This is a genomic window from Streptomyces sp. NPDC006923 (assembly GCF_040635655.1).
In the GTDB taxonomy this organism is placed as follows: Bacteria; Actinomycetota; Actinomycetes; order Streptomycetales; family Streptomycetaceae; genus Streptomyces.
On sequence record NZ_JBEYIF010000002.1, the window covers coordinates 107,815 to 120,160 of the forward strand.

Sequence of the window (12,346 nt, forward strand, 5' to 3'; positions counted from 1 at the left end):
GTACACTGGCGTATCGGTACACTGCCGTATCGATGACGCGAGAAGGAGAGACGATGACGCCGCCGCGCCGCTCCAAGATCACGCCGGAACGGGAGATGGAGTTCTACGACGCAGCGCTGGACCTGCTCAGAGAAGGCGGTTACGACGCACTGACCATGGAGGGCGTCGCGGCCCGCACCCGGTGCGGCAAATCCACGCTCTACCGGCAGTGGCGTACGAAACCTCAGCTCGTCGCGGCCGCGCTGCGCGGCACCCGCTGCGGCCAGCTCGCGGACGTCGACACCGGCACCCTCGTCGGTGATCTGCTGGCGGTGGCCCGCTCGGCCACCGCAGGCTCGGGCCGCGACACCGCGCTGATGCACGCGCTCGGCCATGCGGCCCTGCAGAATCCCGAACTGAAGCGAGCGCTGCGCGAGACCCTCATCGAGCCGGAGATCGCCGCCATCAATGCGATGATGGCCCGGGGCGTGGCGCGTGGCGAGCTCGCGGCGGACAATCCCGCCGCCGAGTTTGTGGCCGCCCAGCTCGTCGCCATGACGCGCGCGCGGCCGATGCTGGAGGGGCGATACGCGGACGAGGCGTATCTCACGCGCTTCCTGGAGGCCGCGATCTTTCCCGCGCTCGGCCTGCGCGTCGCAGCGCACCCCTGAGCGGCGGGCCGTCGTCCGAGCGGATGACGACGGCCCGCCCGCGCCGCACCGTGGGGACGGGGGCGGCGCACTTCCCGGCCGGTGGGCCTCTTCCTCGGAAGGGGCCCACCGGCTTGTCGGAACCCGTGCGGCCCGGCCACCGGCGGCGGCGGAACGAATGCGGAGGCGGACCACGCACTTCCGTCCCACCACGACACCGCACAATGACGTAGCAAGAGTGATCACATCGCTGCGCGCATGCGATACGAACGGTCACCGGAACACACGGCCGATCGTGCTCCCGGCGCCTCTGGGAGGGCGCCGCCCCCGGGCGGCACCGCACGCCGGCCGATAAAGCTCACAGTCCGTCAATTCCAACAGGCAGTGGCCAGTTGCATAGTTGTTGACGATCAGACACGGGCATATACGCTCCACCCGAACGGCACACCACCTTGTCCGCGCAGCGCGTCACGCACTTCTCCGCACCAGGAGGCCGATCATGACCTGTGTCTCGGAACAGAGCTTGGTCCAGCAGCTTCCCGCTGTGCCGTTCTACTGTCCGGTGCCGCCCGCCAGGCACCCCTCCGCGGAGGTCCTCAACGACCGCACGGTGCACTGGATGCTCGGACAACACCTCGACACCGAAGAGCATCAGCGCAAACGGCTCGCCCTCTGCGACTTCGGCGGCCTCGCCGCCTCGACGATGCCGTACGGGCCGCTCGACACGCTCACCGTGGTGTCGAAGTTCTACGCCGTGCTCTTCTCACTCGACGACGGAGTGTGTGACGAGACCGGGGCCACTCCGGAGCTGCTGGCCCAGGAGACCTCGCGCATCATGCGCGCGATGGAGGCTCCGACGGCGCGCTCCACCGGCGACTCCCCGCACACGGCCGCGCTGCGCGGACTCCGGCTCGAACTGGAACGGCTCGCGTCACCCCGGCAGCTCCGCCGTCTGACGGACGCGATGCGGGTCTACACCTCCGGGCTGGTGTGGGAGGCGTCCTGGCGCCGCGATCCGAAGCTGCCCTCGCTCGACGACTACGTCACCCTGTGGATGCGGGCCATCGGAATGTCGCCGTTCACGGCGCTGATCGAGGTGGCCGGTGGCTTCTCGGTGCCGGACGAGGACCTGGAGGACCCGCGGGTGCGCGCCCTCACCGAGATGGTCTGGACGCTGGTGAGCTGGGACAACGACCTGTACTCCCGTAACAAGGAACTGGAGCGGGCCGGCGACGATCTCAATCTGATCGATGTGCTGTGCCAGGAGCTCGGCTGCGATCCGCACCACGCTCTCATACGGGCCGTGGCGATGCGGGACCGCGTCATGGTGCTCTTCGACCGGCTGGCCACGCAGGTGGCGAAGGACGCGGACGACGATCTCCGCCGGTATGTGGAAGGGCTCGGCCAGTTCATCCGGGGCCATCTCGACTGGGCTGCCGACTGCCCCCGTTACGCGGTGGCGTCGGCGCCGAGGGTGGCACCGGGCGGATGGTGGAAGCAGCGTCCGGCCGACGACAGCGCCGAGCCGCTTCCGATCCCCACGATCTCCTGGTGGTGGGACCAGCTCGACACGGCGCGCTGACCGTACGGCCCCGCGCCCCGCGCGCGCACTCCGCGCGCGCGTTTCCCGTGTACTCGCGGTACCAGGCGGCACTCGCCGTACGCGCTGATACTGGCTCCATGACCCGACACGGAGAGCTGGGCACGGCTCTGCAGCGCTGGCGTGACCGGATCGCACCGGCCGAGGCGGGGCTCCAGGCGGGCGAGCCCGGCCGGGAGTCCGGGCTGCGCCCCGCCGAGCTGGCCCAGCTCACCGGTCTGTCCGTGGACTACATCATCCGGCTGGAGCAAGGGAGGGCGACCTCACCCTCCGTCCAGGTCCTCACCTCGCTGGCGCGTGCCCTGCGGCTCTCCGACGACGAACGCCGCCATCTGTTCCTGCTGGCCGGGCAGTCCCCGCCCGCCCTCGACCGGGTCTCGGACCACATTCCGGCCAGTGTGCGGCGGCTCCTCGACCAGCTCGCGGCCGTCCCGCTCGGTGTCCATGACGCCTCCTGGAATCTGATCACCTGGAACCCGCTGTGGGCCGCGCTCGTCGGAGACCCGTCGACGGTGTCCGAACGCGGCCGTAACGCGGCCTGGCAGCACTTCACCGCCCTGCCCAGCCGGATCACCCACACTCCCGAACAGGAGGCGCGGTTCGAGGCGGCCATCGTCTCCGACCTCCGGTCCGCGGCGGTCCGCTATCCCACCGACGTACGGCTGCGCTTCCTCGTCGGGCAGTTGAGGCGCGCCAGCAGCCGCTTCGCGGGGCTGTGGAACTCCCGCATCGTCGGCTTCCACGACACCGACACCAGGACCGTCCACCACCCCGACGTGGGTCCGGTGGCCGTGGACTGCGACACCCTCATCGTCCCGGGCTGCGATCTGCGGATCGCGGCCTACTCCGCGGCTCCGGGCACCGAGGCGGCGGACAAGCTCAGGCTGCTCGGCGTGATCGGCGTCGAGGCGATGCCGTCGCCCGCCGGGCCGGACGCGGGGACCGGCCCGGCCACCGCTCCCGCCGACCGGTGAGCCGGGAGACCGACCGGTGGGACGAACCACAATTCGACGGCACCACAAGGCCGGAGCCGGGTGAGGGCGGGTCGTGGGCCGGACGGGGCGCAGATACATCCGGTCGGCTCATGCGCCGTGCGCACGGCACGGTCCGTTCCTAAAGTCAGCGGAATGATCATCAGATCCGTGATGCGCTCCGCACTCTCCGGGACGGTGGCTTTCTCCACCGGCCTGCTGGTACTCCTGCCTGCGCCCACACAGGCCACCGCGGATTCCCGAACGACCCCGGTCGTGGGGGCCGGCAGACGCGGTGCCCCCGCGGCCGCGGCCTCCGCGTCGCCCAAGGCATCCGCCTCGGCCAAGCCCTCCCGTCCGGCCAAAGCCTCGGCGTCGCCCACGGACCCGGCCTCCCCGGCGGGCGGCAACGGCGGACCCCTGTACAAGCCGGGTACGCAGGTGCGGCTCCCGCCCGGCGTCCCCGCGCCGCCGCGCGACCTCTCCGCGCTGTCCTGGCTGGTCGCCGACGCCCGCTCGGGTGATGTTCTCGCGGCCCACGAAGCCCATCTCAAGCTGCCGCCCGCCAGCACGCTCAAGACGCTCTTCGCCGTCACCGCGCTGCCCCGTCTGCCCGCGCGGACCGAGCACACGGTCACCGACGCCGAGCTTGAGGATGTCGGCGACGGCAGCAGCCTGGTGGGGCTCTCCGCGGGCCTCTCCTACGAGGTGTCGGACCTCTGGCGGGGCGTCTTTCTCAGCTCGGGCAATGACGCGGTGCATGTACTGGCCCAGATGAACGGCGGCTGGGACTCCACGGTCGCCCAGATGCAGAAGAAGGCGAAGCAACTCGGCGCGCTCGACACCCATGTGGTGTCGCCGGACGGCTATGACGCCCCGGGACAGGTGTCCTCCGCGTTCGACCTGGCCGTCTTCGGCCGGGCCGGGCTCGCCTCCCGGGACTTCGTACGGTACAGCTCGACCCGCGAGGCGGAGTTCCCCGGGAACGGCTACACCTTCGACATCGAGAACACCAACCGTCTGCTGAGCGGTGAGGACGGGGTCGAGCCCTACCGGGGCCTGATCGGTGTCAAGAACGGCTACACCACGGACGCCGGATACACCCTGGTCGCGGCCGCCCGCCGGGGTGGCCGCACCATCCTCGCGACAGTGATGAACCCGCAGTGGGGCGGTGTGCACGCGGTCTACGAAGAAGCCCGGGAGCTGCTGGACTGGGGCTTCAAGGCCGGCGCCCGTGTCACCCCGGTCGGCTCGCTCAAGCCCCCGCCACCGCCCGCCCCGCCGCGTCTGGCCGCGAAGGCGGGCCACAGTCCGGGCCCGGTCGCCAGGGCGCTGAGAACCGCGCCGGTGGCACGGCCCACCCCCGTCGCCGTCAAGAAGGACACCGAGCCCGCATACCTGCCCCTCGCCTTCACGGGCTCCGCGAGCCTCGCGGGATTCGCGCTCTTTCTCGTCCATCGCGCGAACCGGCGCCGCGACACGTTGTGAGCGCCGAGGGCGCGCCGGAGGCGGCGGAAGCCAAGAAGACGGGACGGGTCTACCAGTGGGCGGGGCGGACGAGCGACGCCGACAGCAGCGTGCCGGCGTCGCCATGTGCGGCGTTGACCTGCGTCTGGGTGAGGAAAATGCTTCCTGTGAGGTCGGCGCCCCGCACATCGGCGTCCCTGAAGTCCGCTCCGATGACATCGGCCAGCCGCAGATCGGCGCCCCGCAGGTCGGCGGCGATCAGATACGCGCCCCGCAGATCGGCGCCGCGCAGATCGGCGTCCCTGAGCCTGGCCCCGAAGAGATCGGCTCCTCTGCGGTTCTTCTTCCTGCCCGGCACCTGGGCCCGTACCGACGCGCTCGTACGCAGCAGCAGGGTGTTGACGTCCGCGCGGTGCGCCGCCACGTCCAGTTCCAGCAGGGCTTCGGGACCGGTGCGGGTGAGGGCCTCGGTCCTGTCCAGGGCCAGCCGGATCTCACCGTGGACCGCACGGGCCGGCTCCAGCGTCAGGGCTTCGTTCAAGTACCAGAGCAGCTCGTGGAGTTGGCGCATGACCGGAAGCGCGGCGAACATCTGCCCGGCGGTGTCCGGGGCCCCCCGCCAGTCCCGGCCGCCAAAGGTGACCTGGGAGACCTGCTGACCGGCGCCGAAACAGTCGTACACCGTGCATCCCCGGAAGCCCTGCTGCCTGAGGCCCCGGTGAATGCCGCAGCGGGAGTCCGTGCCGAGATGCCGGCAGGGTTCTCCGGCGGCCTTGTCGACCGGGAAGTCCGCCGAGACCGAGAAGGTGAGCGCGACACAGCAGAGTCCGAAGCAGTTCTCGCAGTCGGCCCGCAGACCGGGGCCGGGAGCGGTGACCGCTCCTTCGAGCGGTGGATCCGTGAGGTCGGGCTGGTCGGACAAGGGCGCTGATCTCCTGTTGAACTGAGCGGCCGGCGCTTCGGTCACCCTGAGCGTACCGCCGGGGCGTGTGGGGAAAACCGCGGTGTCCGGTCAGCGCGACATGTGATCCGCCTTCAGGGCCCGGCGCGCCCGGGCCGCCAGTCCGTCGGCGCCGCAGCGCTCGGCCAGCTCCAGACCGCCGGCCAGCTCGGCCGGGCATCCCGCCGCGATGCCGTAGTCGACGCGTGCCGTGGCGCGTTCGTAGGCGCAGGGTGAGGCTTCGAGATGGGCGACGGCCTGCGCCAGCAGCTCCACCTGGGCCGGCCCTTCCTTCAGGGACGCCGCGCAGCACAGGGCGACACCGATGGCGGTGTGTGTGCCGAAGCGTTCCGCCCTGTCACGGGCGTAGGAGGCGAGCCGGGCGGCGCGGCGCGGATCCTCGTCGGCGAGCGCCCGCGCGAGGTCGCAGGCCCAGGGAGCCATGACGACACTGTGCCGCCCGCGGGCTCTCAACGCCCGTCCCGCCGACTCCAGTTCGGCCACGGCTTCCCTCGTGCGGCCGAGGGCCAGCAGCAGCCTGCCCCGTACGGACGGCGCGTCGGGGATGGCGATCGAGGAGGGGACCGGACTGGAGAAGGAATACCGCTCGGCCGCCTCCTGGGCCTCCTCGACACGGCCGCGCGCCAGCAGGGTGTCGATGAGCATGGACGCCGCGTTCAAGTGCATCGGAAGTCCGTCGCCCACCCGGTCGGCGAGGCGCAGGCTCTCACGCAGATACGTCTCGGCGTCCGCGAGCAGGCCGCGTCTGCGATGGGCGTATCCGACAAGAGTGTGGGCGAAGGCCAGATGCCCGCCGGTCCAGCCGGAGATCTCGAAGGCCCGCAGTGCCTCCGTGAACAGGCTGTCCGCGCGGTCGAGCCGGTCGGCGAAGACATAGGACAGACCGAGCAGGGCCGGTGGCTCGAAGCCCCACTCCGAGTCGGTCCAGCCGACGCCGGGCGCCAATGCGCCGTTGACCAGGGCCCGTTCACCGATCTGGACGATCTCCTCGGCGCTCTCGCCGCGCGCCGTGCCGTCGAAGGCGCGCAGCATCAGCAGGATTCGTTCGGTGTTGTCGCGTCCGGTGAGGCCGCTCGCCATCGCGGCGAGCCGGCGGGAGCGTTCCTGCCCGTCGTCCTCGACGACCTGTACTCCCTCCCACAGGAAGTGCGCGGTCTGGAGCCGCATCCTGGCGGGGCCCTCGGGGGTACGGGCGGCCTCGGCCGCCACCACCTCCGCGGCCTCTCTGGTCTGGTTGTTGTGCGTCAGTGCCTGCGAAAGCCGGAACACCACATCCACGCGCAGGTCGTCGTCGAGCCGCCGGGTGTCGAGCGCGGCCCGCAGATGCCCGACGGTGGTGGCGGGCGAGGTCAGCAGGGTGGCGCAGCCCAGTTCGTACAGCACCCGTGGCCGTACCGTCTGCAACGGCGGCTCCAGCAGGGCGCGTTCGAGGCAGCGCCGGGCCGCGTCCGGCGCCCCCACCGCGAGGTGTTCCGCCGCCGCCTCGCGGAGCTGCGCGACGAGTTCGGAGTCGCCATCCGGATGGACATGCAGGAGATGCGGCGCCGCTGCCGCCGCTCCCCTGCCGCTGCGCGTGACCGCCCAGGCGGCCACGCCGTGCATGGCGGCCCTGATCCCCGCCGGGATCGCCCGGTAGACCGCGCCGGCGATCAGCGGATGGACGAACTCCAGCGGGTCCGTGCCCACCAGGATGCGCGCCGCCCGCAGCCGTTCGGCGCTCTGCTCGGCCTCGTCCCGCTTCATTCCGGACAGCGATATGGCCAGTTCGAGAGAGATGTCGGTGCCTAGGACCGCGGCGGCCCAGGCGAACCGGGTGGTGTCCGTACCCAGCTCCTCCAGACGGGCGATGAGGCCCGTTCCACGCGCCGACGCTCCCAGCGCGCGCAGTTCGCCCGCGGAGCTCTCCACCGGGTCGAGGCCGCTGTCCTGCACCTTGGCGAGCAGTTCGACGGTCTCGTACGCGTTGCCGCCGGTCACCGCCCACACCTCGCGGCAGAACGGGTCGTCGGCGTGCTCGCCCAGCGCGGCCCGCGCCAGGCCGGCCGTGGCGTCGGAGGTGAGGGCACGCAGCGTCACCAGCAGTTTGGCCGCTGTCCCGAGTGCCCGGAGGTACGGCTCGGCCGCGCCCACGGCCTCCTCCGTGCGGTACGCGACAAGGACAAGGACGGGCGTCCCGCCGGCCGGGCGCTGAGCGAAGGAGGCGAGCCAGGCGAGCGTCTCCAGGTCGGCCCAGTGCGCGTCGTCGACGACGAGGACGAGCGGGCCCCACACCTCGGCGAGCCGGCCGACCAGGGTGTCCAGGCCGTCCCTGACCCCCTGTGGATCGGTGTGCTGCTCGCCGGGCGGTGCTATCCCGAGCGCGGGGCCGACGATCTCGTACCGGTCGCCGAGCAGCTCCCGCGCGTCCGCGGCCTCAGACGCGGGATCACCCTCCGTCAGAGCGGGCCCCAGCAGTTGCCGTACGACGTGGAAGGGCACGGAGGTGACGGTCTCGCCGCCACGGGCCGACCACACCGCGCAGCGTCCCGTCGCGAGCCGGCGCACCTCGGCGAGCAGGGCGGTCTTGCCGAGCCCGGCAGCGCCCCGGTAGACGAGCAGTCCGCCGACCGGCACTTCACCGCACAACCGGTCGATGGCGTGCGCCGCCGCCGCGAGTTCGGGCTCACGCTCCAGCAGGGGAAGGGCGCCCGAGGGCTCCGGCCAGGACACAAGAATCCCTCCCCTTCTCGAACAGTGCGCAGGTCGGAGTCGAGGGTAGCCCCGAAACCCCCTCAACGGGCCCCAACCCGTACGGATTCGGCCGTTCGCCTGCGCCGGGGCCGTTTCGAGAGTAGAAACGCGGAGGCCGGATCGGACCTCGGCCGTCAGAATGCCCGTATGGAGACGATGACGGATCCGGTGGCCGCCGCGGCGGCGGTGGTGGCCGAGCGCCACCCGCAGGCGTACGCCGCGTTCCTCTGCGGCAGCGTGATCACCCCGCGGCGTACGGCGTACTCCGATCTCGACGTGGTGGTCCTCATGGACGGTGATCCGGCCCCGTACCGCGAGTCCCTGCGCTACGCCGGCTGGCCGGTGGAACTCTTCGTTCATACGCGGAGCAGTTGGGACGGCTATGTGGAACGCGAGATCCCCAGGCGCCGCTCCCCCTTCTCCTGATGTGCGCGACCGGAAGACTGCTGCGCGACCGGGGTGGCGCGGGCACACTGCTCCAGGCACACGCGCGGCAACTGGTGCGGGCGGGGCCGCCGAGGGCGACACTGTCCGAACTCGAAGACCACCGCTACACACTGACGGACCTCCTGGACGATCTCGCCGGCTGCGCCGACCCGGGAGAGCGTCTCTGTATCGTCGCCGAACTGGCCCGGCGGGCCGCCGAATTCGTCCTGTTGTCGGACGGAGCGTGGCTGGGCGGTGGAAAATGGCTGTCCCGGCGCCTCGCCGAGGCCCGGCCCGGCCTGCCCGAGCGGCTGAACACGGCGGTCCGCGAGGCCCTCGACGGCCGGACCGGAGCACTGATCTCGCTGGTGGAAGAGGTCCTGGCCCCGGCCGGCGGGCGCCTGTGGGAGGGCCACCACCGGAAGGGTGTGGCGGGCAGGGCCGAGAAGGGCTGAGGCGTGTCCGACCCGTCTTCGGGGAGCGAGCACCGGCCCGGCCCGGGAGAAACGCGCGGGCCGGACCGGTTCCAGTGCAGTGGAACCGATCCGGCCGCGCGTCCCGTCAGCCCTGTCCCGTCCACGGCCCGCCCGGGGCCGGTCCGTGGATGTCCGACACATTGTTGATCGTCGGCGGCCGACGGGCCGGGCCGCTCAGGCGAGGACCAGAGCAGCCGTGGCAGTGGCCGACCCGAAACCGGCCGTCCCGGCGAAGGTCGCCGTGTACCGGCTGCCGGCGTTGATGATCGTCAGCGGATCGACAATGACGTTGGTGCGGGTGGCAAGGCCGCTGGCATTGGTGACGGCCGTCGCCACGACGGTCGTTCCCACCCTGAAGGTGATGGTCTGTCCGGCCACCGGAGCGCCGGAGCTTCGCACCGTCAGGGTCGCGGAGAGGCGGGCGATACGTGCCTGTCCGTCGCTTCCGATGGTGGCGGTGGTCGGGAGGGCCGTCAGGTTGGTGGCTGCCGGGCCGGCCGGGTTCACCGTCTGGATGTCAATGGGTGAGGTGGAGGTGTTGAAGTTGGTGTTGCCGCTGTACACCGCCGTGAGGCTGTGGACGCCGACGCTGAGGGTCGAGATCGCCAGCGTCGCCACACCCCCGGACAGGGCGCTCGTACCGAGCAGGGTCGCACCGTCGAAGAAGCTCACGGTCCCGGTCGGCGTACCCACCCCCGGCGGCACCGCCGTGACGGTAGCCGTCAGGATCTTCGTCTGACCGAACACCGACGGATCAGGCGCCGACGTCAGCAAAGTAGTGGTGTTGGCCCTCACAACCGTTTGCGGATCCGCGGGCGAGATCGACGGGTTGAAGTTGGTGTTGCCGCTGTAGACCGCGATGAGGCTGTGGGCACCCACGCTCAGCGTCGACACCGACAGCGTCGCCACACCCCCGGACAGCGTGCTGCTGCCCAGCAGGGTCGCACCGTCGAAGAAGGTCACCGTCCCCGTCGGCGTACCCACCCCCGGCGGCACCGCCGCGACGGTAGCCGTCAGGATCTTCGTCTGACCGAACACCGACGGATCAGGCGCCGACGTCAGCAAAGTAGTGGTGTTGGCCCTCACGACCGTGTGAACGTCGATGGGTGACGTGGAGCCGCTGAAGGTGGCGTTGCCGCTGTAGACCGCGGTCAGGTTGTGCGCTCCCACGCTGAGCGTCGAGGTGGTGAGCGTGGCGACGCCACCCACCAGGGCGCTCGTACCGAGCAGGGTCGCACCGTCGAAGAAGCTCACCGTCCCGGTCGGCGTACCCACAGCGGGCGGCACCGGAGCCACCGTCGCCGTCAACGTCACCGCTTGACCGAAGACGGAAGGATCAGGCGCCGATGTCAGGGTCGTCGTCGTTGTACCAGCACCCAGAACCGTCTGGGTATCCACCGGCGACGTCGAACCACCAAACGTCACATCACCGCTGTACACCGCCGTCAGGTTGTGCACACCCACACTCAGCGACGAGGTGGTGAGCGTGGCGACACCACCCACGAGCGGACTCGTACCCAGCAGCGTCGCACCGTCGAAGAAACTCACCGTCCCCGTCGGCGTACCCACAGCCGGCGGCACGGGAGCCACCGTCGCCGTCAACGTCACCGCCTGACCGAAGAACGACGGATCAGGAGCCGACGTCAACGTCGTCGTCGTACCAGCACCCAGAACTGTCTGGGTATCCACCGGCGACGTCGAACCACCAAACGTCACATCACCGCTGTACACCGCCGTCAAACTGTGCACACCCACACTCAGCGACGACACCGACAACGTCGCCACACCACCGACCAACGGACTCGTACCCAACAGCGTCGCGCCATCGAAGAAACTCACCGTCCCCGTCGGCGTACCCACAGCCGGCGGCACGGGAGCCACCGTCGCCGTCAACGTCACCGCCTGACCAAACGACGAAGGATCAGGCGCCGACGTCAGGGTCGTCGTCGTACCGGCAGCGGTCACGGTCTGCGTGTCGACCGGTGAAATGGACCCGCTGAAGGTGGCGTTGCCGCTGTAGACCGCGATCAGGTTGTGCACTCCCACGCTGAGCGTCGAGGTGGTCAGCGTGGCGACACCACCCACGAGCGGACTCGTACCCAACAGCGTCGCACCGTCGAAGAAACTCACCGTCCCCGTCGGCGTACCCACAGCCGGCGGCACCGGAGCCACCGTCGCCGTCAACGTCACCGCCTGACCAAAGAACGACGGATCAGGCGCCGACGTCAACGTCGTCGTCGTACCAGCGCCCAGAACCGTCTGGGTATCCACCGGCGACGTCGAACCACCAAACGTCACATCACCGCTGTACACCGCCGTCAAACTATGGACACCCACACTCAGCGTCGACACCGACAACGTCGCCACACCACCGACCAACGGACTCGTACCCAACAGCGTCGCACCGTCGAAGAAACTCACCGTCCCCGTCGGCGTACCCACAGCCGGCGGCACCGGAGCCACCGTCGCCGTCAACGTCACCGCCTGACCAAACGACGAAGGATCAGGCGCCGACGTCAACGTCGTCGTCGTACCAGCAGCGGTCACGGTCTGCGTGTCGACCGGCGACGTCGAACCACCAAACGTCACATCACCGCTGTACACCGCCGTCAAACTGTGCACACCCACACTCAGCGACGATGTGGTGAGCGTGGCGACGCCAGCAACGAGCGGGCTCGTACCCAGCAGGGTCGCGCCATCGAAGAAACTCACCGTCCCCGTCGGCGTACCCACAGCCGGCGGCACCGGAGCCACCGTCGCCGTCAACGTCACCGCCTGACCAAAGAACGAAGGATCAGGCGCCGACGTCAACGTCGTCGTCGTACCAGCAGCCGTCACGGTCTGCGTGTCGACCGGCGACGTCGAACCACCAAACGTCACATCACCGCTGTACACCGCCGTCAAACTATGGACACCCACACTCAGCGACGACACCGACAACGTCGCCACACCACCCACGAGCGGACTCGTACCCAACAGCGTCGCGCCATCGAAGAAACTCACCGTCCCCGTCGGCGTACCCACAGCCGGCGGCACCGGAGCCACCGTCGCCGTCAACGTCACCGCCTGACCAAAGAACGAAGGAT

9 protein-coding genes are annotated in these 12,346 nt (G+C 70.4%); 6 read left to right on the plus strand and 3 right to left on the minus strand.

Annotated features, from left to right (window positions below; genetic code table 11):
- Positions 1-53: 53 nt before the first annotated feature.
- The 4 genes from ABZ707_RS03915 to ABZ707_RS03930 all read left to right on the plus strand — a co-directional run bounded on the left by ABZ707_RS03915 (position 54) and on the right by ABZ707_RS03930 (position 4,688).
- Positions 54-650, plus strand: coding sequence for a TetR/AcrR family transcriptional regulator (locus ABZ707_RS03915; RefSeq protein WP_360167271.1), 597 nt, complete (start codon positions 54-56; stop codon positions 648-650).
- Positions 651-1,128: 478 nt separating this feature from the next.
- Complete coding sequence (locus ABZ707_RS03920) at positions 1,129-2,211, plus strand: hypothetical protein (RefSeq protein WP_360167274.1); 1,083 nt, start codon at positions 1,129-1,131, stop codon at positions 2,209-2,211.
- A gap of 98 nt (positions 2,212-2,309) precedes the next feature.
- Complete coding sequence (locus ABZ707_RS03925) at positions 2,310-3,203, plus strand: helix-turn-helix transcriptional regulator (RefSeq protein WP_360167277.1); 894 nt, start codon at positions 2,310-2,312, stop codon at positions 3,201-3,203.
- A 153-nt stretch (positions 3,204-3,356) separates the two neighbouring features.
- On the plus strand, positions 3,357-4,688 hold the full coding sequence (locus tag ABZ707_RS03930; RefSeq protein ID WP_360167280.1) for a serine hydrolase: 1,332 nt from the start codon (positions 3,357-3,359) through the stop codon (positions 4,686-4,688).
- A gap of 49 nt (positions 4,689-4,737) precedes the next feature.
- Here the strand turns inward: ABZ707_RS03930 and ABZ707_RS03935 are convergent, their stop codons facing one another.
- Together ABZ707_RS03935 and ABZ707_RS03940 are read right to left on the minus strand one after the other, a co-directional pair.
- On the minus strand, positions 4,738-5,523 hold the full coding sequence (locus ABZ707_RS03935) for a pentapeptide repeat-containing protein (protein ID WP_360168417.1): 786 nt from the start codon (positions 5,521-5,523) through the stop codon (positions 4,738-4,740).
- 156 nt (positions 5,524-5,679) lie between these two features.
- Positions 5,680-8,337, minus strand: a complete 2,658-nt coding sequence (locus ABZ707_RS03940) for an AAA family ATPase (RefSeq protein ID WP_360167283.1) — start codon at positions 8,335-8,337, stop codon at positions 5,680-5,682.
- A gap of 168 nt (positions 8,338-8,505) precedes the next feature.
- On the opposite strand from ABZ707_RS03940, the gene ABZ707_RS03945 reads away from it, so the two are divergent.
- Positions 8,506-8,784 carry a nucleotidyltransferase domain-containing protein gene (locus ABZ707_RS03945; protein WP_360167286.1) on the plus strand — a complete coding sequence of 93 codons (279 nt, stop codon included), beginning with the start codon at positions 8,506-8,508 and terminating at the stop codon, positions 8,782-8,784.
- Positions 8,784-9,239 (plus strand): nucleotidyltransferase domain-containing protein, encoded by a 456-nt coding sequence (locus tag ABZ707_RS03950; protein ID WP_360167289.1) that lies wholly within the window; start codon positions 8,784-8,786, stop codon positions 9,237-9,239. The genes ABZ707_RS03945 and ABZ707_RS03950 overlap by 1 nt, the downstream gene beginning before the upstream one ends.
- 195 nt (positions 9,240-9,434) lie before the next feature.
- Here the strand turns inward: ABZ707_RS03950 and ABZ707_RS03955 are convergent.
- Positions 9,435-12,346 (minus strand): Ig-like domain-containing protein (locus ABZ707_RS03955; protein WP_360167292.1); only part of this gene is annotated, 2,912 nt, incomplete at its 5' end.